Source organism: Pectobacterium jejuense (genome assembly GCF_026800125.1).
Classification (GTDB): Bacteria; Pseudomonadota; Gammaproteobacteria; order Enterobacterales; family Enterobacteriaceae; genus Pectobacterium; species Pectobacterium jejuense.
The window spans coordinates 182,854-206,187 of the sequence record NZ_JAPQKX010000011.1 but is presented as its reverse complement, the minus strand read 5'-3'; the positions used below and the strand labels follow the sequence as shown (position 1 = coordinate 206,187).

Below are 23,334 nucleotides of genomic sequence, written 5' to 3'. Positions count from 1 at the left end.
CATCACGCTATCAGAATAATTACGCATGTTTATCAATGCTTATCGCGAGAAACCATCCCTAAATCTGTGTTACACTACCTTTAACTGGAGAAACTGATATTTTTCATAAAATACCACTTTTATCCAAGCAACATTTCGCTATATGCAATAGAATTTGTGTATACCCAGAATAATTGGCGTTGCAGCCAGACAGCAAACGAACGAATCCCAATACGCTTTTCGGTACATAATAAGAGTGATAAGGGTACGTAAGCGCCGCTAACCACGCTGTAACTTCAAGGCAAGAAGGGTAAATCCGCTCAATTACGTTTCACCTATGGCACAAGGAGTTGGGATGCATGCTGCAACACCGCTAATTTCTACTATCGCTGGGGGGCTGGTTCTTGCTTTCCTCCTTGGTATTCTGGCAAACCGCCTGCGTATCTCTCCCCTTGTTGGTTACCTTGCCGCAGGCGTACTTGTCGGTCCTTTTACCCCCGGATTCGTTGCCGATACCTCACTGGCATCAGAACTCGCTGAACTTGGCGTCATCCTGCTGATGTTTGGCGTTGGTCTGCACTTCTCGCTGAAAGATCTCATGGCGGTAAAGTCCATCGCCATTCCCGGTGCGATAGCCCAGATTGCCGTGGCAACGCTACTTGGAATGGGATTATCCGCCATGCTGGGTTGGAGCCTGGCGAGCGGCCTGGTTTTCGGCCTTTGCCTCTCAACCGCCAGTACTGTAGTGCTGCTACGTGCGTTGGAAGAACGACAGCTTATTGATAGTCAGCGTGGTCAAATCGCCATCGGTTGGCTAATTGTCGAAGATCTGGCGATGGTTCTTACGCTGGTTCTGCTACCAGCCTTCGGCGACATGATCGGCTCTGAGCATGCCGACACCAGCAAACTGCTGACCGATTTGGCCTGGACCATCGGTAAAGTGATTGCGTTTATTACGCTGATGATTGTCGTCGGTCGCCGTTTGGTGCCGTGGGTGTTGGCAAAAAGCGCCAGCACCGGCTCACGTGAGCTTTTCACGCTGGCGGTGTTAGCCATGGCACTGGGTATCGCCTTTGGCGCGGTGAAACTGTTTGATGTTTCCTTTGCACTGGGCGCATTCTTCGCTGGTGTGGTACTGAACGAATCTGAACTCAGCCAGCGTGCGGCGCACGATACACTGCCGCTGCGCGATGCCTTCGCCGTACTGTTCTTCGTTTCTGTCGGTATGCTGTTTGATCCGATGATTCTGCTGAACGACCCGATTTCCGTGCTGATCACGCTGGCTATTATCGTGTTCGGTAAGTCAGCCGCTGCTTTCATACTGGTTCGGCTCTTTGGCCACTCCAAGCGGACAGCATTAACGATTTCCGCCAGTCTGGCGCAGATCGGTGAATTTGCCTTTATTTTGGCTGGGCTCGGTATTGTACTGGGACTGCTGTCCGAAGAAGGACGGAATCTGGTACTGGCCGGTGCCATTCTCTCCATCATGATAAACCCGCTGCTGTTTACGCTACTTGAACGCTATCTGGCGAAGAACGAAACAATAGAAGAACAGATCGTGGAAGAAGCGATTGAGGAAGAGAAACAGATTCCTGTCGATATGTGCAACCATGCGCTGCTGGTCGGCTATGGTCGCGTGGGTAGCCTGATTGGTGCCAAACTGCATCAGGCTGGCATTCCCATCGTGGTCATTGAGAATTCACGTACGCGTGTTGATGCCCTGCGTGAACAGGGAATTAAAGCGGTATTGGGTAACGCGACCAAACCTGAAATCATGGATATTGCACGTCTGGACTGCGCCCGTTGGCTATTGCTGACCATTCCGAACGGCTATGAAGCTGGGGAAATTGTCGCGGCAGCCCGTGAGAAGCGCGCCGATCTGGAGATTATCGCTCGTGCGCACTATGACGATGAAGTCAGCTACATTACCGAGCACGGTGCCAACGAAGTGGTAATGGGTGAACGGGAAATCGCCAACAGCATGATCACGCTGTTGAAGTTGGATGATATCCCACCTGCACCTCAGGCGTGCCCTATCTAAGTAGCTACACGCTGAATATGAAAATGGCGGGCAAATATAAGCCCGCCATTTTTTTACGTTGTACGATATACCCGCCAAACGTTGCCAGATAAAAACTATCTTGCCCTATTCTGCTTTACTCACTAACTGTTCCAGCAGATCGATGTGCAGCGGATCGTCATTGAGCGCAGGAATATAGTGGAATGCCTCTCCACCAGCATGCAGGAAGATTTCACGGTTCTGTTCCTGAATCTCTTCTAACGTTTCCAGACAGTCAGCGGAAAAACCGGGACACATAATCTGAATGTGTTTGATTCCCTGCGCAGGCAGCCCCTGCATAGTTTCATCCGTATATGGCGTCAGCCAGGGTTCACGACCAAAACGCGACTGGAAGGTCATCATTATTTTGCCTTCCGGCAGCCCCAGCGCGGCAATGAGCGCCTCTGTGGTCGCCCGACAGCGTTGCGGATAGTCATCCCCTTCATTGGCATACCGCTCGGGGATGCCGTGATAGGAAATCACTAATCTGTCGGGTTCGCCGTGTTCAGCAAAAGACTGCTCGACACGGTGCTTCAACGCCGCAATATAAGCAGGATGCTCGGCGTAATCACGGATAAAGCGAATCGCAGGCAACTGACGATTATCACGCAGCTGCGCGGCTAACCCATCCCACACGGCTGCGGTTGTTGAGCAGGAATATTGCGGATACATCGGCAAGACCACCAGTTGCGTGACACCCTGCGCCAGTAACTTATCCAGCGCCGAACGCAGGCTAGGTGAACCATAGCTCATCCCCAGTTCAACGGGCGTTTCCGGCATGCGTGCAGCCAGTGCCTGTTGCTGTCGGCGACTAATCACCAGCAGCGGCGATCCCTCTTCCATCCAAACCGATTGATAGAGCTTCGCCACTCGCGGTGAGCGGGTTGGCAGGATGATGCCGCGCAGCAGCGGCCACCATAGCAGACGCGGCGTATCCACCACGCGTCGGTCGCTTAGAAACTCCGCCAGATAACGCCTTACCGCCTGCGGCGTCGGGGCATCGGGTGTCCCTAAGTTCACCATCAGCACGCCGTATTTCTCTTGTTTCATCGCCGTCTTCCTTTTATGGAGAAGCAGGCTTTCTCTCAGCCCGCCAGTGCGTAACATCAAATTCCTATTGTAGCGAAAAAAAGCTAAACAAATACGGGTAGATAGCAGGGATAACGCCGATGCTATCAATAGAGGAAACAAAGCAAACGAGGATGTCAGAACGAAAAAATGCCAGACGATCGTCTGGCATTCAGCTGTTTGGGTATGATTCGTGTAGAAAAATTATCCCAGAATGGTTTCTAGTTCTGCGCGAACTTCTTCCACTTTACGCGTGCCTTCCACTTTGAAATAGCGCGTGTTACCTGCTTCCGCTTCTTTCTGGTAGTAGGAAACCAGTGGTGCAGTCTGCTGATGGTACTCAACCAGACGTTTACGTACGGTATCTTCCTGATCGTCTTTACGAATAGTCAGATCTTCGCCCGTCACGTCGTCTTTGTCTTCAACTTTAGGCGGATTGAATTTTATATGATAGACACGACCGGACGCCGCATGAACGCGACGGCCAATGATACGATCGATGATCAGTTCGTCAGGAACTGCAAATTCGATAACGTAATCCACATTGATGCCTGCATCTTTCATCGCATCAGCTTGTGGAATGGTGCGTGGGAAGCCATCCAGCAGAAAACCGTTACGGCAATCCTCCTGGGCGATGCGCTCTTTAACCAGAGCAATGACCAATTCATCAGTGACCAGCTTACCTGCGTCCATGATTTCTTTAGCCTGCTTGCCCAATTCAGTACCCGCTTTTACCGCTGCACGCAGCATGTCACCCGTGGAAATCTGCGGAATACCGTATTTCTCCATGATGAATTGAGCCTGAGTACCTTTGCCTGCGCCCGGAGCGCCCAGCAGAATAATACGCATCGCGTAAATCCCCTTGCTATGTAATATTTATAAAATAAATTTGAAAAACGCTAAACCATACCATTCCAGACGCTTATGCTCAAGGAACGGGCTCGCTTCAGCAACGCGCAGGCAGATGAAAAAAAGCAAGATACCTAAAAATACGGTTTGCCGTCTGCCGAATGTTGCCATTCAGTGTAGACGAAGAAACGCCCAATAACGGAAGGAAACGTAAAATCGGGGGAAGACCCCGGTTGGCACCGGGGTCTGGAGGATATCAATATCAGGCACTTAACAGCTGATTCATACGGCGGATGAACAGGTTCGGATCGTCCAGCGTACCGCGTTCGGCCAGCAGAGCCTGATCCAGCAGCAGTTCGACCCACTCGCCAAACTCAGCGTCATCAGATACGTCAGCCGCACGTTTAATGAGCGCATGCTCCGGGTTCAGTTCAAAAATGTACTTCACTTCCGGTGCTTGCTGGCCTGCCGCGGCGAACAGTTTCGCCATCTGCGTGCTCATCTCATCCGCATCCGTCACGACAATCGCAGGCGTATCAGTCAAACGGTAGGTGAAACGCACATCTTTAACGCGCTCGCCCAGCAGGGTTTTCACACGCTCAACAAACGGCTCCAGTGCTTTCTGTGCTTCTTTCTGCGCATCGTTTTCTTCATCAGCCAGTTTATCCAGCGTCTCATCCGCTTTGCTGACTGACTGGAAGGATTTACCGTCGAACTCGGTCAGGTAGCTCATCATCCATTCGTCAATACGCTCGGACAACAGCAATACCTCGATGCCTTTCTTACGGAACAGCTCCAGATGTGGGCTGCTCTTCGCCGCCGCATAACTGTCTGCGGTGATGTAGTAGATCTTGTCCTGACCTTCCACCATCCGGCTAACGTAGTCTTCCAGCGATACCGTCTGTGCAGAGCTGTCGGATTGCGTGCTGGTAAAGCGCAGCAGTTTCGCGATCGCTTCGCGGTTGCTGCCGTCTTCCGCCGGGCCTTCTTTCAGCACCAGACCAAACTGTTGCCAAAACGTCTGGTATTTTTCCGCGTCATCTTTCGCCAGTTTATCCAGCATTTGCAGCACGCGTTTAGTCAGCGCATTACGCAGGTTTTGCGTCACACGGCTGTCCTGCAAAATCTCACGGGAAACATTCAACGGCAGATCGTTGGAATCAATCAGGCCACGAACAAAACGCAGGTAGTTCGGCATGAACTGCTCGGCGTCATCCATAATAAAGACGCGCTGAACGTACAGTTTCAAGCCATGTTTATGATCGCGGTTCCACATATCCCACGGTGCACGCGCAGGAATGTAAAGCAGGCTGGTATATTCCTGCTTACCTTCCACACGGTTGTGGCTCCAGCTCAGCGGATCGGTAAAGTCATGGGAAATGTGCTTATAAAACTCGTTGTACTCTTCATCGCTGACTTCTGATTTGCTGCGCGTCCACAGAGCCTGTGCCTTGTTAATCTTTTCCCAACTAACGGTGGATTCGCCGCCTTCTTCTTCGCTTTCCGTCCGGGATTCAATTTCTACCGGCAGCGCGATGTGGTCGGAATATTTGCTGATGACGGAACGCACACGCCAGTCATCCAGGAACTCATCTTCACCTTCACGCAGATGCAGCGTAATTTCCGTTCCACGGTCGTCTTTGGTGATGTCGGCGATGGTGTAATCACCTTCTCCAGCAGACTCCCAATACACGCCCTGATCGGCATTCGCACCCGCAGCACGGGTACGTACGGTCACTTTATCCGCCACGATGAAGGCGGAGTAGAAACCCACACCGAATTGGCCAATCAGTTGGCTATCTTTAACCTGATCGGAACCCATAGATTCCAGAAAAGCCTTGGTGCCGGATTTCGCAATCGTCCCCAGATTATCAATCACTTCGTCACGGCTCATGCCGATACCGTTGTCAGAAATCGTCAGCGTACGTTTTTCTTTATCCGTAGACACCCGCACGCGCAGGTCGCCATCGCCCGCATACAGTTCCGGTGCGGACAGCGCACGAAAACGTAATTTGTCTGCCGCATCGGAGGCGTTGGAGATCAATTCACGCAGAAAGATTTCTTTGTTGGAATAGAGCGAATGGATCATCAAATGCAGGAGTTGCTTAACTTCGGACTGGAACCCGCGAGTTTCTTGGCCTTTCATACTCATTGTTGCTTACCTCAATCCTAATATTATTCAGGCTGATTAAACTGACGATAAGTAGCAAGTGGGGATAAACCAAGGTGATTTCAAGGGGTAAATTTCAGCGAAAAAAGAAAACGGTGAGATGAAAGAGAAAAACAAGACTGCGGCTGCCAGATAATGATACTGGCAGCCGACAGATTAAAACCGGAAAGGCTGACGACCTGCAAGCGAATGGGAAAGTGTGGTGCCATCGACCATTTCCAGCTCACCGCCAACGGGAACACCGTGTGCAATGCGGCTAGCCATCACGCCGTGTTGCGCGCACAGTTCAGCGATATAGTTTGCCGTAGCATCGCCTTCTACCGTCGGGTTAGTAGCCAGAATCACTTCGCTTATCGATTCCACCTGCAGACGCTCTTCCAGCCGCCCCAAACCAATATCGTCCGGGCCAATGCCATCCAGCGGCGACAAATGCCCCATCAGTACAAAGTACCGACCGGCAAACTGCCCCGTCTGTTCAATCGCGTGAATATCAGCCGGACTTTCTACCACGCAAATCTGCCCGTTTTGCTGGCGGCGCGGATTCGAGCAAATCGCACAAACGTCCTGCTCGGTGAATGTCCGGCAATCGCTACAGTGACCGATTTCGGACATCGCCCGCGTCAACGCCTGCGCCAGACGCATACCGCCACTGCGGTTACGTTGCAGCAGTTGAAACGCCATGCGCTGCGCCGACTTGGGCCCAACGCCCGGCAGGCAGCGCAGCGCTTCCATCAATGACTCAAGAAGCGGACTGGTCTGCATCAGAACGGCATCTTGAAGCCCGGCGGCAGTTGCATGCCGCTGGAAACCGCTGCCATTTTCTCTTTCTGCGTTTCTGCGATACGACGAGCGGCATCGTTGAACGCCGCAGCGATCAGGTCTTCCAGCATCTCTTTGTCGTCTTCCATCAGACTTGGATCGATCTCAACACGGCGGCAGTTATGCGCACCGTTGATCGTAATTTTCACCAGACCTGCACCCGATTCGCCCGTGACTTCCAGATTCGCCACTTCTTCCTGCATCTGCTGCATTTTTTCCTGCATCTGCTGGGCTTGCTTCATCAGGTTGCCAATTCCACCTTTACCAAACATAGTTTTCTCTCTATCACGTCGGGCTGCGTACTCGCAGCGGTTAAACAGGGCGGATACTTTCTTCGTCCAGTTCCGCATCAAAGAAACGCCGCAGCGTTTGAATCGTTGTATCGGCCAGAATTGACTGACGCGCTTGCGCCAGCTTCTCTTCATAGATGGCCTGACGCCACTCCAGCGGCGTCCGCACCGCCGGATTGTCGTCTTCAGTAATCAGTAATTCTACAGGATGCCCGTAGTGAGCCGTCAATGCGTCCGCCAGCGTCTTTTGCGCCGCAGGCGAATTCAAATGCCGTTGGGATGAACGCAGATGCAGATGAACCTTGCCTGCCTCTTCGCTCTCTTTAAACGCATTGAGTGCCAGCTGTTGTACCAGCTTTGGTAGCGTCAGGCGATGGATTTCCGCCGCCCAGGCATCTCGCTCCAGTGACTCTTCCGCCAGTCGTGCCACAAGTTCCGGCGTTTTTTCGTGCTCTAATGCCGAACGCAGCGCTTTTGGCGTTGCGACGTCGACCTTCTCTTCTTCGACTTTATTCTGCGCCCGCCAACGATACGCTTCCGGCTTTTTGGGCTCGGAGGGAGACGTCTTCGCGTTTTGCCGTTGAATGCTGCGCTCAGTCACCGAAGCCAATCGCTCCAGCGCTGAGGTTGCCGGCCGCGTGTTGTCAGACGCTGCCGGATCAGCCTTTTTTGGTGGCATACTCCCCTGTTTTCGCAGGAGCTGGCTGCGAGCCTGTAACAGCTGAGAAGTCGCATCAGGCAACTCGCTCTCACCATATTGATCCGGAGAACCCGTTGAAGCAGGCATTTCCCCTAGCGGCGGCGCATACGCAGAGGCATCCATCGGCGGTTCGGGAGAGTAAGATGGCGGCTGCACGTCTTCATGAGGTTCACTGCGTTGCTGAATTGGCGCGCGAACCGTCGCCGATACGGTAGCACCGGACTGCTGTACAGGAGGCTGAAGAGAAGGCGCACGCGCAGCTTGAGCAGGCGCGGCACTTACGGGGGCCACAGGTTCAGCGATAACCTGACTGGGATGAAACGCCAGCGCCCTCAGTAGGGTCATTTCAACGCCCATCCGACGATCGGGCGCAAAAGGCAATTCTTTGCGACCAATGAGCATCGTCTGGTAATAAAGCTGCACGTCCGCTGGCGGCAGTGCACGTGCTAATTCTCGCATGCGGGCTTCAACCGCAGCGTAATCATCACCCAGCGCAGCAGGCAGCAGTTGAACCATCGCAATACGATGCAACAGCGTCTGAGTTTCAACCAGCAGCGATTCCCAATCCACACCCCGAGCCGCGACTTGGTCTAGCAGCGACATGACCTGTGCCCCATCGCCTTTAGCCAGCGCTTCAATAAGTGCCAGCGGTTGCTCATCGTCCAGCGTGCCCAACATTTGGCTGACTGAAGCGGTCGTGACCTGCCCCTGCCCCATGGCAATGGCCTGATCGGTCAGACTCAGCGCATCACGCAAGCTCCCATCGGCAGCACGCGCCAGAATTTGCAGCGCACGCGGCTCACTGACGAGGTTTTCCGCCTGTAGTACCTGCTCCAAATGCGCACGAATTTGTTCGACATCCAGCGCTTTGAGATGAAATTGCAGGCAGCGCGACAGAATGGTCACAGGCAGTTTTTGCGGATCGGTGGTCGCCAGCAGGAATTTAACGTGCGGAGGCGGTTCCTCCAGCGTTTTCAGCAGTGCGTTAAAGCTGTGGCGCGATAGCATGTGTACTTCGTCGATCAGGTACACTTTGAATCGCCCACGCGCAGGGGCGTACTGAACATTATCCAGCAGATCGCGCGTGTCCTCGACTTTAGTGCGAGACGCAGCATCGATTTCGATCAAATCGACAAAACGGCCCTGTTCGATTTCACGGCAGTTATCACACTGACCACACGGCGTTGCCGTCACGCCCTGTTCGCAATTCAGCCCTTTTGCCAGCAAACGGGCAATCGACGTCTTCCCGACACCGCGGGTGCCAGAAAACAAATACGCGTGATGAATTCTGCCTAGGGAAAGGCCGTTAGCCAACGCGGTCAGGACATGTTCCTGACCGACAACTTGGGTAAAGGTTTGGGGACGCCACTTACGGGCAAGAACCTGATAGCTCATCAATACCGCAACAGTCGAGTTATTGAGGCGATCATGCTAACACAGCCACGCCGCTATCGGCGAGACTGTTATGATTAATGTCCGGGGAAGTCAACCAGGCTATAGCAGGTGACGCCCATCTCGGTCAGACGCTGCTCGCCACCCAGATCGAACAAATTGATGATAAACGCAGCATCACTGACCGAACCACCCAGACGACGGATCAATTTCACCGTGGCCTCGAGCGTACCACCAGTTGCCAACAGATCGTCGATCACCAGTACATTATCGCCAGCGGAGATCGCATCTGCATGAATTTCCAGCGTATCTGAACCGTATTCCAGTTCATAGCTTTCGCTGATAGTCGGACGTGGCAACTTGCCCGGTTTACGCACGGGAACAAAACCTACGCCCAGCGCCAACGCAACCGGAGCGCCAAACAGGAAACCACGCGCTTCCGTACCAACAACCTTCGTCACACCGGTGTTGCGGTAACGGTTTGCCAGCATCTCAATACTGGCTGCATAGGCCACAGGATCTTCCAGCAGGCTGGTGACATCACGGAACAGTATGCCCGGCTTCGGATAATCGGGGATGCTTTTGATACTGTTTTTAATTAATTCTGCCTGCTGCTGCGCTGTTACGGTCATCATAGTTGTGCCTGATAAAACGTTCTGAACATACAAATGCCGGTCACCACAAGGCTTTCATCATCGCATAAGGTGATGAAGAGGCATTATGACAAAGAGGAAAATGGCGACCCGCGCACGAAAACGGTCAAATCTAGTCAAAGTGACGGATAAATGCAACCATCCACACTCTGGGTGCGTATTTTTTGTATTCTCGTCACAGAGACCACCGCTTACGCTATCTTTTCGGATCCGTGCCCTGCGTTTGTTGTTCTGGATCAATCACGGGTAAACGAAGCATGAATGTCAGCAAAATAGCCAAAATGACCAACAGCAAGATCCTGACCCAGACGAGCTTAACCAGCCAAAGCGACAGCGCGAACGTTAACAGAATCATGGTGACAGCCTTCCATTTTGCTCCCGGCGGCAACGCCCGATGTTGCTGCCAATGACGCAGATAGCTGCCAAACCAGGAGCGGTACAGTAGCCAATTATGGAAACGCGGGGACGAGCGAGCAAAACACCAGGCGGCCAGTAACAAGAAAGGCGTTGTCGGTAATAAAGGTAACACGACGCCCAACGTTGCCAGCACAACGGAAACCCACCCCAATATCATCAGCAACACGCGATACATATTCACCTTTATACTTTGTTCACGACCACTATGCGTTGTCTACTCAATATGTTTTGTCTACGAGAACATCCATCACACTTTATCACCACCTTGCCCGATGAATTAGTTAAGATATCCTCATGCAGTGTAGTAAGGCGACGTAGACTCACTGTGCCGATCTACCACGCGCCGACTCGCTGAATCATCAGCCTTACCGTAAGGGAAAAAAGTGAACACGCATCGATTGCTGCAGGCGCTTGAACACCAAATTAACACGCTGGCGAAAGAGCTTGAACCGCTGGCGGATAAAGCCGTACCGCAATCACGCTTTGATCGTCAGCTTTTTAGCAGCTACGGCACCCGGCTACGTGACTATCGCGCCGAGGTTGAACAAAACCTACACGCGATAAAGCAGTTAGTCGCAGAACAGCGCACCGATCGCGTGGCCTTTCTGGCTGAAAAGCTAGTCAGGCAGATAGCCGCATTGCAGCGTGAGCTGGCGACGCAGTCATTACGCAGGCAGGAGCAAAATGCAGCCCCACAGCCGGAAGATGTGTATCACAAGCTGGCGGAACATCAGGATTATGAACGCCGTTTACTTTCCATGATTCAGGATAGAGAAAGTCTGCTCACCACGCAGACGCTCTCCAGCGAACAACAGCGATTACAGAAAGAGCTGGCGGCGCTGGAAGGACGGCTGTCACGCTGTCGTCAGGCGCTGTCGCGACTGGAGCGTCAGATAGAACGCCGGGAACAAGGACTATAGCGCGGCGGCTTCGCCGAAGAAAAAGAGGAACGGGTTTATGTCACTTGAAAACGCCCCACCCGACGTCAAGCTGGCGGTCGATTTAATTATGCTGTTGGAAGAAAATCAGATCGAGCCGCGTATCGCGCTGGCCGCATTAGAAATTGTGCGCACCGATTTTGAAAAGAAGTTATTACAAGAAGAAGGCGACGCTAAATCCTCTGCCTAAAGCACGTAAAGGCAACAAGTGTTAACGCCGTCGTTTAATGGCTTATCCTGCGGGTTTACGTAGCGCGGGACTAAAGTGCAACATATCGATAAAGGCATCCACCAGCGCCGGGGCTTCCCGATCGAGATCGAAACTTTCCGGCATAAATAACCAGTTCTCCATCACGCCGGAAAAATAGGCACGCATCGCAATCGCTGCACGACGAGGAAGAATATCCGTCGGCAACATTCCCAAGCGGATGCACTCAATCAAATTTTCTTCAATATCGACATAGCAGGAAAGATAAAGCTCTTTGCGCGCGTTGTACGATTGTAACATTTCACCGACAAACTCACATTTGTGAAACGCGATTTCCATAATGGAACGCCAGTGCGTATCACTAACCGTTAAACGCAGCATATAAATCAATAATTCACGCATCACACGAAGTGGATTATCAGGAAATTTTGTCTGATACTCTATTTCAAACTCATCTATTTTTGACTCTGCCAACGCCCAGATTCCGTCAAAAATTTCGGCTTTGTTTTTAAAATGCCAATAAATAGCACCGCGGGTCACACCAGCAGCAGTGGCAATGTCAGACAATGAAGTCGCGGACACACCATGCTCAGAGAACACTCTTAACGCAGTATCCAGTATATGTTGTCGGGTTTCCTGAGCCTGTTTTTTGGTTTTTCGTGCCATGATAATTTGGTTTTTCGTGCCATACCGCTGTATTTGAAGGAAAGTGAGATTTACATACATTCAAGTATGTATGTAACATAGCACGAACATAAGACTATAGCAGCAATGGGTTTTTGAGCTTGTGATCCATTGGTCAATTTCAAATCGGACACTTGAGGTTTATCTATGAACAAAAACAGAGGGCTAACGCCTCTGGCGGCAGTTCTGATGCTTTCCGGCGGCTTAATGCTCGCAGGATGTGATGACGGCAACAACCAGCAAGGCGGCGCACAGCAGCAGATGCCTGAAGTCGGTATTGTTACGTTGAAGACGGAAGCACTGAATGTGATGACCGAGCTGCCGGGCCGCACAAGTGCTTACCGCATTGCTGAGGTTCGCCCACAGGTTGGCGGCATTATCCTCAAACGCAACTTCGTTGAAGGGTCTGACGTTAAAGCTGGCGCATCGCTGTATCAGATCGATCCTGCGACATACCAGGCAAGCTACAACAGCGCCAAAGGTTCACTCGCTCAGGCTCAGGCTCAGGCAGAAATTGCCCGTTTGACCGTTAATCGTTATAAGCCGCTGCTGGGCACCAACTACGTCAGCAAGCAGGATTACGATCAGGCCGTCGCCACTTCTCGTCAGGCTGATGCTGCCGTTCAGGCTGCCAAAGCAGCAGTAGACACCGCACAAATTAATCTGGCTTACACCAAAGTTAATTCGCCAATCGAAGGCCGTGTAGGTAAATCAACGGTAACGGAAGGCGCATTAGTGGCAACCGGGCAAGCAACAGCATTAACGACCGTTCAACAGCTTGATCCGATTTATGTTGACGTCACGCAGTCCAGTAATGATTTCCTGCAACTGAAGAAAGAGCTGGAAAACGGTACGCTGAAACAAAATGAAGGCAAAGCCAATGTCCGTCTACTGTTGGAAAACGGTAGCGAATACGCTGAAGCAGGTACATTAGAATTCTCTGATGTCACGGTCGATGAAACCACTGGTTCCATCACGCTGCGCGCCATTTTCCCTAATCCACAGCACAACCTTCTCCCCGGAATGTTTGTACGCGCTCGCCTCGATTCCGGCGTTAATCCAACGGCCTTGTTAGTACCGCAGCAGGGCGTCACCCGCGATCCACGTGGTCAGGCCACGGCGATGGTGGTTGGAGAAGGCGATAAAGTAGAACCACGCACGCTTAAAACCAGTAAGGCAATTGGTGACAAATGGTTGGTTACCGAAGGCTTGAAAGCGGGCGATCGCGTTATCGTCACCGGTCTGCAAAAAATCAGACCTGGTGCGCAGGTGAAAGCTAAAGAAGTCGCTCAAGAAAATCAGCAGGCGCAACAAGCGTCAGCAGAACCCGCGAAGTCTTAAGACGTTCTAACAGGAGCCGGTATAATTCATGGCTAAGTTTTTTATAGATCGACCCATTTTTGCATGGGTGCTCGCCATCATGGTGATGCTGACGGGGTTGCTGGCAATTGTTAAATTACCGATTGCCCAGTATCCAACGATCGCACCACCCGCGATTGAAGTAACAGCAACGTATCCAGGGGCCGATGCATCAACGCTGCAAGATTCCGTGACGCAGGTTATCGAACAGAATATGAACGGTATCGATAACCTGATGTACATGTCATCAAGCAGCGACTCTTCAGGTACCGTGCAGATTACGCTGACCTTTGACGCAGGCACGGACGCGGACATCGCGCAGGTTCAGGTGCAGAACAAACTGCAACTGGCTATGCCGCTGCTGCCGCAGGAAGTACAGCAGCAAGGGGTTAACGTTCAGAAATCAAGTAGCAGCTTCCTCATGGTTGCCGCCTTCATCAGTGAAGACGGTAAAATGTCGCAGGAAGATATCGCTGACTACGTGGCGGCTAACGTTAAAGATCCTATCAGCCGTACATCCGGCGTAGGTGACGCGCAGCTGTTTGGTGCTCAGTACGCAATGCGTATCTGGCTGGATCCAAACAAACTGAACAACTATCAGTTAACTTCAGGCGATGTCACCGCAGCAATCAGAGTCCAAAACAACCAGATCGCAGCAGGACAGTTGGGGGGAGCTCCACCCGTTCCCGGCCAACAGCTGAACGCATCTATCATTGCCCAAACCCGACTCAACTCAGCAGAGGAGTTTTCTAAAATCCTGCTGAAGGTTAATGCTGATGGGTCTCAGGTTCGTCTTAAAGATGTTGCCCGCGTTGAGTTGGGCGCAGAAAGTTATGACACGATTGCACGTTTCAATGGTCAGCCCGCTGCTGGTATCGGTATCAAACTGGCAACCGGTGCGAACGCACTGGATACCGCGACCGCAGTAAAAAATTCATTGACCAAGCTGGAAGAGTTCTTCCCTTCTGGCCTGAAAGTGGTCTACCCGTATGATACAACGCCCTTCGTTAAGATCTCGATCAACGAAGTTGTGAAAACGCTGGTGGAAGCCATCGTACTGGTATTCCTGGTGATGTATCTGTTCTTGCAGAACTTCCGCGCCACGCTGATCCCAACCATTGCGGTGCCGGTCGTCTTGCTGGGGACGTTTGCTATTCTCTCCGCGTTTGGTTATTCCATTAACACCTTGACGATGTTCGCGATGGTTCTCGCCATCGGGCTTCTGGTGGATGACGCCATTGTCGTCGTGGAAAACGTGGAGCGTGTCATGGCGGAAGAAGGTCTACCGCCTAAAGAAGCGACAAAACGGTCCATGGAGCAGATCCAAGGCGCGTTGGTCGGTATTGCGCTGGTTCTGTCCGCGGTATTCGTCCCGATGGCGTTTACCGGAGGTTCAACAGGGGCAATCTACCGCCAGTTCTCCATCACAATCGTTTCTGCGATGGTGCTGTCGGTTCTGGTTGCATTGATTTTGACACCAGCGCTTTGCGCAACGCTGCTAAAACCCATCGCCAAAGGCGATCACGGTGAGAAGAAAGGCTTCTTCGGCTGGTTCAACAGACTGTTCGAGAAAAGCACTAATCACTACACCGACAGTGTGGCAAATATCCTGCGCAGCACAGGCCGTTATCTGGTCATCTATCTGCTGATTGTTGTAGGTCTGGCATTTCTGTTCTTACGTTTGCCGACCTCCTTCCTGCCAGACGAAGATCAGGGTGTTCTCCTGAACATCGTTCAGTTGCCTTCAGGGGCAACGCAGGAAAACACGCAGAAAATCATGGACAGAATGACGCAATACTATCTCGAAAATGAGAAAGGTAACGTCAAGTCTGTGTTTACCGTGACGGGCTTCGGGTTCTCTGGTCGTGGGCAGAATGCCGGTCTGGCCTTCGCCAGCCTGAGTGACTGGAGTGAACGAAGCGGCGCAGAAAATAAAGTCCAGGCGATTGCAGGCAGAGCTAACGCCGTCTTCAGCCAGTACAAAGAAGCTATCGTGATTGCAGCCAACGTTCCTGCGATTATCGAACTGGGTACGGCAACAGGTTTCGACTTCCAGTTGATTGACCAGGCTAACCTTGGGCACGCAAAACTGACTGAAGCACGTAACCAACTGCTGGGTATGGCGGCACAACATCCTGATACGCTGGTGCAAGTTCGTCCTAACGGGATGGAAGATACTCCGCAATTCCGTCTCGATATCGATCAGGAAAAAGCACAGGCGCTTGGTGTGTCACTGTCGGATATCAGTTCAACATTGGCAACCACGCTGGGTGGTTCTTATGTAAATGACTTTATCGATCGCGGTCGTGTGAAGAAAGTTTACGTTCAGGCCGATGCGCCTTTCCGTATGCTGCCGGATGACATCAAAAACTGGTACATCCGCGGTAGCAACGGACAGATGGTGCCATTCTCTGCATTCACGCAGAGCCACTGGGAATATGGTTCACCGCGTCTGGAGCGTTATAACGGTCAACCATCCATGCAGATCCAAGGTGAAGCCGCGCCAGGTAAGAGTACCGGTGAAGCCATGGCATTGATGGAAAGCTTCGTGACCCAATTACCGCAAGGTATCGGCTACGAATGGACGGGTATGTCCTATCAAGAGCGGTTATCAGGCAACCAGGCACCTGCAATCTATGCCATTTCACTGATTGTCGTGTTCCTGTGTCTGGCAGCGCTTTATGAAAGCTGGTCAATACCATTCTCCGTCATGCTGGTGGTTCCATTGGGGATCATCGGTGCGTTGATTGCGGCGAATATGACAGGTCTTGAAAACGACGTTTACTTTAAGGTGGGCCTGCTGACAACCATAGGGCTATCGGCGAAGAACGCCATATTGATTGTCGAATTTGCTAAAGATCTAATGGAGAAAGAAGGGAAAGGACTGATTGAAGCAACGCTCGATGCCGTTCGTATGCGTTTGCGTCCAATCCTGATGACATCACTTGCCTTTATCCTCGGTGTAATGCCGCTGGTTATCAGTAGTGGTGCAGGCTCCGGTGCACAGAACGCCGTTGGTACTGGCGTCATGGGCGGGATGATTACAGCAACCGTGCTGGCTATCTTCTTCGTTCCGGTGTTCTTTGTTGTTGTCCGCCGCCGTTTTGGCAAGAAAGTCGACGACACAACAGCGCACTAAGTCTGAACATCCATCGATATCCCCTCTAAAAGGCCGCCTAGCGGCCTTTTTTACTTTTCCTGCCCTTTCCTCTCAGCTCATTCTCACCAAACGAGCACAGTACCGTTTGTATCTTTATCCGCCGCTATAGTGACTTAGCGCATGCTGCAGCCTTGCAACAACATAATGGTTGATCCTGATGTCAAAAAAGCGCAACATGATAGATATGTTATAACATAACAAATGAGGCAACTATGAAAGCAGGTATTCATCCTGACTATCGCACGGTGGTGTTTCATGACACCAGTGCGGATGTTTATTACAAAACGGGATCAACGATTAAAACCGATCGAACTATTGAACTGGAGGGTACCAGCTACCCTTACATCACCATTGACGTTTCTTCGGCATCGCATCCCTATTATACCGGGAAGCAAAAAGAATATTCCAAAGAAGGCAGCACAGCGCGCTTCCAGCAGCGCTTTGGCAACTTCTTCAAGTAATCAGAGAGGGCTGTAAAATGCAGGTGCTTAGTTCGCTACGTTCAGCAAAGAATCGTCATAAGGATTGTATTGTGGTCCGCCGTCGCGGGCGAGTTTACGTTATATGCAAATCCAACCCGCGCTTTAAGGCCGTACAAGGCGGAAAAAAGAAAAAAGGTTAATCTTTCTCGACTTCATCCCGATACAGTCGGTGTTATGACGCTAACAAGACTGCACGGGATGATTCGCGTGAAAAAACTGCTGAAACAATAAGATAACGAGTACCAAAAGCCCTTATCCTCTGAGCAATCTCTTCGCATTCCTTCTGCCATTTCTCATATTTTCAGATAGAAATAATTAAATAAGCCGCAGACGAGTTTATTCTATGCTCATTGTTACAACAAAAAAATCTGAGGATTAATCAAAATAAATAGCAGTGAAAACCTTACCTATTATCCGCGAATTTTACGAACGTTTTTGCTATAGTCATATATAGAATGACGTAACCGTAACCAACATGGTATAGCTATACTTAAGGTTAAGTCATGAGATGTTGGTATTTACGCCAACCCTATTTCGCGACATAGTAGATACCAGGAGGGACGATAATCACTGTTTTCTCATTCATTACAGAACAAATCACAATGGTTCAACGCCCTGTCTGTAACAACATGAATACGAAACAACGTTAACGTTTTATCTTGTAAGTTTCATCAGTCTACCTGTTTACCAGGTGTTAACCGCAGTAACACTGAATAACGGCTTAACGGAGGGATTGATATGGATGAGTACACACCAAAACATTATGATATTGCCCAACTCAGATTCTTATGTGAGAATCTGTGTGACGAAAGCATAGCAACGTTAGGCGATAGCAGTCACGGCTGGGTCAATGATCCAACATCTGCGATCAATCTCCAATTAAATGAACTTATTGAGCATATCGCTACGTTTATTCTCACATTTAAAATAAAATACCCTAACGAAAGTGAGCTTTCAGAGCAGGTTGAAAAGTATTTGGATGATACTTACGTCTTGTTTAGCAACTATGGTATTAATGATGCTGAACTACGGCGTTGGCAGAAGTCCAAAGCAAAATTATTCGGAATGTTCTCAGGGGAGAACATCTGTACGCCTGCTAAAACTTAAGCAATAATTTATTTATATTTTTTAACCACCAGGTACTGCTTGCATAGGCCATTATGAAAAAAATCGACTATTTGATGCGTTTGCGTAAATGCACAACAATTGACACTCTCGAACGCGTTATTGAAAAAAACAAGTATGAACTCTCTAATGATGAACTGGAGATGTTCTTTTCCGCAGCCGATCATCGCCTGGCAGAACTGACGATGAACAAACTCTACGACAAAGTCCCTACTGCCGTATGGCGCTACGTTCGTTAATTCCTAACGAAACGTATACAAAAACTGACATTAAATACACTGCGCCGATAATATTATCGGCCTTTGTTTTTATTATCTTTTTAACGTATTAATTGCGTAAGACTTGTAACAAATTGTATTTTTTATATTAAGTAAAAATGAATTCCTCCTCACACTTTACGCTTATTTCCCCGACACTCATCGTTTATAACAATCGCATTGATAGCATCCACGAATACTATATCCAGTGATGAAAACAGAGGACGTAATAATTACCGCAATTATTACTCGATAAGTAAACATACAAACTCATCTTCTCGAAGAAACAGAGATCGGTAAATGACATCTCTCGAGCAGAAAGTGGGGGATCGGCTGTTATGTATGTCAGAAACGGGTTTATGGCAGAGAATGTAGTTTATATGCAGGAGATGAAGCGGCTAACGAGGGCAGAAATGGTGGAGGCCCTGCCAGCTACATCCCGGCACACACGTCTCCTGCTGCGGCTGCTTCCTTCCGGACCTGACCGAATCCACAGGTTAGTGTTGCGGGAGAACCGACAGGGCCTCCATTGACGACTTTATAACGGCTTGCACATGATAATCGCAACGTGTCACAAAGCGGTGGGCATTATCGGCGATGGGATAGGCAATTGCAAGCTAACACCGACTAACCGTTGTTTTCTTACCCACCCCACTGTGCCACTATGATGTTCAATCGGTTTAGGAACAGCAGGAATATCCGCGGATGTCAGAAGAAAACGATAATTTCCGCCAGCGCGTTTTTCAAATCGTCGCGGCAATCCCTTACGGAAAGATAGCGACCTATGGAGACATCGCGCAGCTTGCTGACTCGCCCAGAGCATCCCGACAAGTCGGCGGAGTATTAAAACGTCTGCCGAAAGACAGCAAACTTCCCTGGCATCGGGTAATCAATCGTAAAGGCGAAATATCGCTGGTCGGTGGAGACTATGTGCGTCAAAAGTCAGCACTACAGGCGGAGGGCATCATTTTCAATCGTCAGGGAAAAGTTGATCTTGCGAAATATCGCTGGCAATACGCGCCATAGCGGCGCGTATCCAGATGAATTACCAGATGGTCTGTGGTGCCATAGATGATGAGTCAGGCTGCCCCTGAAGCATATGAGGAGTTTGATTTGTCGGGTTAGATATCATTGATCCCTGATTTTTCGCCGGTAAGGGAACAGAGGCGACAGGTACCAGCACCAAATCGGCGTTATTTACCCCGTTGCTAATAACCGGCAAGACGTTTTCCGTCACCATCACGATACGATTATCGATCGCAACGGCTGCACTGAGTAAGATACGCGCATTGGGCTGAATATCAGCCGGGTTATACGGTAACTCGAATCGGAAAGGTGCCTGCTTTCCTTCTGTACGCGTCACGCGCTGAGAGATCACTTTTGAAGGTGCATCCGCCAGCGATGCATCAGACACCGTAACGGTTAAAACGGCATTGTGAGGGAGTGCAATGCGCTGACGAATATTCACCGTACCGGTTACCGCTGGCATTGCAACAGCGGGGCGCTGTGAAGAAACAGAGGTGACAGGTGCACCGGTTTGAGGAGAAACGCCATAATCCCCCCTCTGTGCACATGCAACCAGAGTCATCGATAACGTGATACCGCCTAATATATGCCATAATTTCATTCGGTCAGTCTCCTTTATTATTGTCAGACTACCGGTATCGAAAACCGGCACTCATAAATAGTATGATTCACCCAACACAATAATGATGGTGCAAAATTCTGATATTTTCCTGAAATCCACACATTCATTGCAGTAAAAACCCATAAGAAAATATTTTACACCTTACAAAACAAACAGATAATTATTTATTCGCATCCATTGGGGCCGATACCATGAGTCAACCACTACAACACCTTCTCGACCTCCTGCATTTAGAGAAACTCGAAGAAGGGCTATTCCGCGGACAAAGCGATGATTTGGGGCTGCGTCAGGTCTTTGGTGGGCAAGTCGTCGGCCAGGCCATGTCGGCTGCCAAACAGACTGTCCCAGTCGAGCGCAACATTCACTCTTTCCACAGCTACTTTTTGCTACCCGGCGATAGCCAGAAACCGATTATTTATGACGTTGAAAACCTGCGCGATGGCAACAGTTTCAGTGCCAGACGCGTTAGGGCTATCCAGAATGGTCGCCCTATTTTTTATATGACGGCCTCATTTCAAAGTCATGAAGAAGGGTTCGAGCACCAAAATGTGATGCCAAACGTCACACCACCAGAAGAGCTGAAATCCGAGCAGGAAATCGCACAAGACATGCAGCACCTTCTGCCGCCCCGCTTTCACGATAAATTTATTCAGGCCAGCCCGATTGAGATACGCCCGGTTAAATTCCATAACCCACTAAAAGGCGAAGTAGACGAGCCGGTGCGACACGTCTGGTGCCGTGCCAGCAGCCCGCTGCCGGACGATAAGCGTATTCACCAATATCTGCTTGGCTATACGTCTGACTGCAATTTCCTACTCACGGCCTTGCAGCCTCACGGCGTTGGCTTTTTGGAGCCGGGTATGCAGGTCGCCACCATCGATCACTCAATGTGGTTCCACCGTGATTTCCGGCTGGATGACTGGCTGTTATATACCGTAGAAAGTACGTCTGCATCCGGTGCTCGTGGTTTCGTTCGTGGGCAATTCTATACTCGGGAAGGCGTGCTGGTTGCATCCAGCGTGCAGGAAGGCGTCATACGTCGCCGCCAGCCGTAAACCTTGCAACAGCCTAGTAACGTAAAAGACCACCTCATCCGGGGTGGTTAGTTTAAGACTGATAATAAAACAGGCGTGGAGTCTCCCCCACGCCTGCTTACTGTATTCTGACTATCTCACTGATTAATTTATGCGTTCTTATTGGTTGTAAGCGCTCTCGCCATGGCTGTTGACGTCCAGACCTTCGCGCTCTTGATCTTCAGGTACACGCAGGCCGACAACCATATCCGCGATCTTGAAGGCAATAAATGCCACCACGCCAGACCACACCAGACAAACAATCACGCTGAACAGCTGCACCCAAATCTGGTGTGCCATCGTCACGCCTTCCGCATAGCCAGTACCGCCCAGTGATGCAGAAGTGAATACGCCAGTCAGGATACAGCCAACGATACCGCACACGCCGTGAACACCGAACACATCACACGGGTCATCCACACGCAGCCATCTTTTCAGTACCGTCACGCCCCACAGACCTGCAACACCACCAGCCAGACCGATGATCATTGCGCCACCCACGCCAACCGTACCCGCTGCTGGCGTGATTGCCACCAGACCCGCGATACAGCCAGAGCATGCGCCCAGCAGAGAAGGCTTACCGCGGACCATCCACTCACCGCCAACCCATGCCAGAATTGCAGCAGCAGTCGCGACAACGGTATTCAGGAAAGCCAGAGCGGCGATACCGTTCGCAGCACCCGCAGAACCCGCATTGAAACCAAACCAGCCGATGTACAGGATCGCCGTACCGATAAACACCATCGGCAGGTTATGCGGTTTGAAGGCTTCTTTGCCAAAACCAGCACGTTTGCCCAGCAGGTAAGCACCAACCAACCCAGCAACTGCGGCGTTGATGTGAACCACCGTACCACCAGCAAAGTCCAGCGCGCCATCCGCAGCCAGATAGCCACCACCCCATACCATGTGCGTCATCGGCAGGTAGGAGAACGTCAGCCACAGCGCAACAAAGATCAGTACAGCAGAGAAACGGATACGCTCAGCAATCGCCCCAACAATCAGCGCAACGGTGATACAGGCAAAGGAAGCCTGATAAGCCACGTGTACGAACTGATAGAAGGTGCCACTGATGGATTCAATCCCGATGCCTTTCAGCATAAAGGTGCTGAAACCACCGAAGAAGGCGTTACCTTCGCTGAAGGCCAGGCTATATCCGTAAACGACCCACAGGATACAAACCATCGCGAACGTTACGCTCACCTGCGTCATCATGGACAAAACGTTCTTAGAACGAATCAGGCCGCCGTAAAACAGTGCGATGCCCGGTATAGTCATAAAGAGTACCAGTGCGGTACAAATCATAATAAAAGCGTTGTCCGCTTTATCAATCGTCGGTGTCGCAGCCATTGCCCAGGACGGGAGTAATGCCGCCACACCGAGACCTAATGAAGAGAGTAATTTTTTCATTTTCATCCATCCCTATTTACGTATCTACGTTAGGTGTTGTTAAAGTGCGGATTCGTCAGTTTCACCCGTACGAATACGGATAACCCTTTGCAACTCGGCGACAAAAATTTTGCCATCACCAATTTTTCCGGTGTACGCAGCTTTGCTGATGACGTCGATCACTTCATCCAACTGGTCGTCTGCAATCGCGATATCAATTTTTACCTTAGGTAAAAAATTAACGCTGTATTCTGCGCCGCGGTATAGCTCCGCGTGCCCTTTCTGACGACCAAATCCTTTCACCTCAGTGACGGTGAGTCCCTGGACGCCGACAGAAGATAACGCTTCACGTACATCTTCCAGCTTGAATGGTTTTATCACCACAGTAACCAGTTTCATTTATCTTCCCCCTAGCCATTACGTTCAGGCTTTCGCCCGTCACTTGTTCGATTACATGCTCTATGAAGTAGGTCTACGTCATGACTAAAGCAAAGGGTGTGCCATAAATGATTTATCTGGCACAAATCAGGAAAGAGAACGCGATTAACGATAAGAAAGGGCAAAAAGAAAACCCGGTGGGAAAGAAATGCAGGAAGAATCGGGCAAGAATTGCACTAA

Annotated in this window: 23 protein-coding genes and 1 other RNA gene; 11 read left to right on the top strand and 13 right to left on the bottom strand. The window is 50.6% G+C overall.

Annotation, left to right across the window (positions count from 1 at the left end):
* The first annotated feature begins 334 nt into the window (after positions 1-334).
* Positions 335-2,020 carry a YbaL family putative K(+) efflux transporter gene (gene ybaL / locus NXT09_RS19215; protein WP_205552754.1) on the top strand — a complete coding sequence of 562 codons (1,686 nt, stop codon included), beginning with the start codon at positions 335-337 and terminating at the stop codon, positions 2,018-2,020.
* 105 nt (positions 2,021-2,125) lie between these two features.
* On the opposite strand, the gene hemH is transcribed toward ybaL, so the two are convergent.
* The 8 genes from hemH to NXT09_RS19175 form a co-directional block, all read right to left on the bottom strand.
* Positions 2,126-3,088: a ferrochelatase gene (hemH, locus tag NXT09_RS19210; protein ID WP_107332486.1), complete on the bottom strand. Its 963-nt coding sequence runs from the start codon at positions 3,086-3,088 to the stop codon at positions 2,126-2,128.
* Positions 3,089-3,310: 222 nt separating this feature from the next.
* Positions 3,311-3,955: an adenylate kinase gene (adk, locus tag NXT09_RS19205; protein WP_268580885.1), complete on the bottom strand. Its 645-nt coding sequence runs from the start codon at positions 3,953-3,955 to the stop codon at positions 3,311-3,313.
* 262 nt (positions 3,956-4,217) lie between these two features.
* A complete protein-coding gene (htpG, locus tag NXT09_RS19200) occupies positions 4,218-6,101 on the bottom strand; it encodes a molecular chaperone HtpG (RefSeq protein ID WP_268580894.1) in 1,884 nt (627 codons plus the stop codon).
* Positions 6,102-6,281: 180 nt separating this feature from the next.
* Entirely contained in the window at positions 6,282-6,887 is a 606-nt protein-coding gene (gene recR, locus NXT09_RS19195; RefSeq protein ID WP_014914551.1) for a recombination mediator RecR, read from the bottom strand.
* Positions 6,887-7,216: a YbaB/EbfC family nucleoid-associated protein gene (locus NXT09_RS19190; RefSeq protein WP_010286242.1), complete on the bottom strand. Its 330-nt coding sequence runs from the start codon at positions 7,214-7,216 to the stop codon at positions 6,887-6,889. The genes recR and NXT09_RS19190 overlap by 1 nt, the downstream gene beginning before the upstream one ends.
* Positions 7,217-7,256: 40 nt before the next feature.
* The gene (gene dnaX / locus NXT09_RS19185) at positions 7,257-9,329 is read right to left on the bottom strand and encodes a DNA polymerase III subunit gamma/tau (RefSeq protein WP_268580884.1); all 2,073 of its coding nucleotides are present in this window, start codon (positions 9,327-9,329) and stop codon (positions 7,257-7,259) included.
* A gap of 74 nt (positions 9,330-9,403) precedes the next feature.
* Positions 9,404-9,958 carry an adenine phosphoribosyltransferase gene (gene apt, locus NXT09_RS19180; RefSeq protein WP_117590688.1) on the bottom strand — a complete coding sequence of 185 codons (555 nt, stop codon included), beginning with the start codon at positions 9,956-9,958 and terminating at the stop codon, positions 9,404-9,406.
* Between the two features lie 217 nt (positions 9,959-10,175).
* Positions 10,176-10,571, bottom strand: a complete 396-nt coding sequence (locus NXT09_RS19175) for a DUF454 family protein (protein ID WP_268580883.1) — start codon at positions 10,569-10,571, stop codon at positions 10,176-10,178.
* Positions 10,572-10,779: 208 nt separating this feature from the next.
* Between NXT09_RS19175 and priC the strand changes: the two genes are divergently transcribed.
* Positions 10,780-11,316: a primosomal replication protein PriC gene (gene priC, locus NXT09_RS19170; protein WP_268580882.1), complete on the top strand. Its 537-nt coding sequence runs from the start codon at positions 10,780-10,782 to the stop codon at positions 11,314-11,316.
* Between the two features lie 37 nt (positions 11,317-11,353).
* Complete coding sequence (rsmS, locus tag NXT09_RS19165) at positions 11,354-11,524, top strand: pleiotropic regulatory protein RsmS (RefSeq protein ID WP_268580881.1); 171 nt, start codon at positions 11,354-11,356, stop codon at positions 11,522-11,524.
* A gap of 42 nt (positions 11,525-11,566) precedes the next feature.
* Here the strand turns inward: rsmS and acrR are convergent, their stop codons facing one another.
* Positions 11,567-12,208 carry a multidrug efflux transporter transcriptional repressor AcrR gene (gene acrR / locus NXT09_RS19160; RefSeq protein ID WP_205552767.1) on the bottom strand — a complete coding sequence of 214 codons (642 nt, stop codon included), beginning with the start codon at positions 12,206-12,208 and terminating at the stop codon, positions 11,567-11,569.
* Positions 12,209-12,373: 165 nt separating this feature from the next.
* Here acrR and NXT09_RS19155 point away from each other — a divergent pair, with 165 nt between their 5' ends.
* The 6 genes from NXT09_RS19155 to NXT09_RS19130 all read left to right on the top strand — a co-directional run bounded on the left by NXT09_RS19155 (position 12,374) and on the right by NXT09_RS19130 (position 18,591).
* A complete protein-coding gene (locus NXT09_RS19155; RefSeq protein ID WP_205552769.1) occupies positions 12,374-13,567 on the top strand; it encodes an efflux RND transporter periplasmic adaptor subunit in 1,194 nt (397 codons plus the stop codon).
* 28 nt (positions 13,568-13,595) lie between these two features.
* Positions 13,596-16,724 (top strand): efflux RND transporter permease subunit, encoded by a 3,129-nt coding sequence (locus NXT09_RS19150; RefSeq protein ID WP_268580880.1) that lies wholly within the window; start codon positions 13,596-13,598, stop codon positions 16,722-16,724.
* A 233-nt stretch (positions 16,725-16,957) separates the two neighbouring features.
* Positions 16,958-17,206, top strand: a complete 249-nt coding sequence (locus NXT09_RS19145; protein WP_205552773.1) for a type B 50S ribosomal protein L31 — start codon at positions 16,958-16,960, stop codon at positions 17,204-17,206.
* Positions 17,207-17,223: 17 nt separating this feature from the next.
* Positions 17,224-17,367 carry a type B 50S ribosomal protein L36 gene (gene ykgO, locus NXT09_RS19140; RefSeq protein WP_005976091.1) on the top strand — a complete coding sequence of 48 codons (144 nt, stop codon included), beginning with the start codon at positions 17,224-17,226 and terminating at the stop codon, positions 17,365-17,367.
* 598 nt (positions 17,368-17,965) lie between these two features.
* Positions 17,966-18,334, top strand: coding sequence for an Hha toxicity modulator TomB (tomB, locus tag NXT09_RS19135; RefSeq protein WP_010282247.1), 369 nt, complete (start codon positions 17,966-17,968; stop codon positions 18,332-18,334).
* Positions 18,335-18,387: 53 nt separating this feature from the next.
* The gene (locus NXT09_RS19130; protein WP_005976087.1) at positions 18,388-18,591 is read left to right on the top strand and encodes an HHA domain-containing protein; all 204 of its coding nucleotides are present in this window, start codon (positions 18,388-18,390) and stop codon (positions 18,589-18,591) included.
* Between the two features lie 441 nt (positions 18,592-19,032).
* On the opposite strand, the gene ffs is transcribed toward NXT09_RS19130, so the two are convergent.
* Positions 19,033-19,129, bottom strand: an RNA gene (ffs, locus tag NXT09_RS19125) — signal recognition particle sRNA small type.
* A 185-nt stretch (positions 19,130-19,314) separates the two neighbouring features.
* On the opposite strand from ffs, the gene NXT09_RS19120 reads away from it, so the two are divergent.
* Positions 19,315-19,635, top strand: coding sequence for an MGMT family protein (locus NXT09_RS19120; RefSeq protein WP_010282239.1), 321 nt, complete (start codon positions 19,315-19,317; stop codon positions 19,633-19,635).
* 19 nt (positions 19,636-19,654) lie between these two features.
* Here the strand turns inward: NXT09_RS19120 and NXT09_RS19115 are convergent, their stop codons facing one another.
* Positions 19,655-20,236: a YbaY family lipoprotein gene (locus NXT09_RS19115; protein WP_240584752.1), complete on the bottom strand. Its 582-nt coding sequence runs from the start codon at positions 20,234-20,236 to the stop codon at positions 19,655-19,657.
* A gap of 212 nt (positions 20,237-20,448) precedes the next feature.
* On the opposite strand from NXT09_RS19115, the gene tesB reads away from it, so the two are divergent.
* Positions 20,449-21,312, top strand: a complete 864-nt coding sequence (gene tesB, locus NXT09_RS19110) for an acyl-CoA thioesterase II (RefSeq protein ID WP_268580879.1) — start codon at positions 20,449-20,451, stop codon at positions 21,310-21,312.
* A gap of 138 nt (positions 21,313-21,450) precedes the next feature.
* Here the strand turns inward: tesB and amtB are convergent, their stop codons facing one another.
* Positions 21,451-22,737, bottom strand: coding sequence for an ammonium transporter AmtB (gene amtB / locus NXT09_RS19105; RefSeq protein WP_205552779.1), 1,287 nt, complete (start codon positions 22,735-22,737; stop codon positions 21,451-21,453).
* A 39-nt stretch (positions 22,738-22,776) separates the two neighbouring features.
* Entirely contained in the window at positions 22,777-23,115 is a 339-nt protein-coding gene (gene glnK / locus NXT09_RS19100; protein WP_205552781.1) for a P-II family nitrogen regulator, read from the bottom strand.
* Positions 23,116-23,334: the final 219 nt, after the last annotated feature.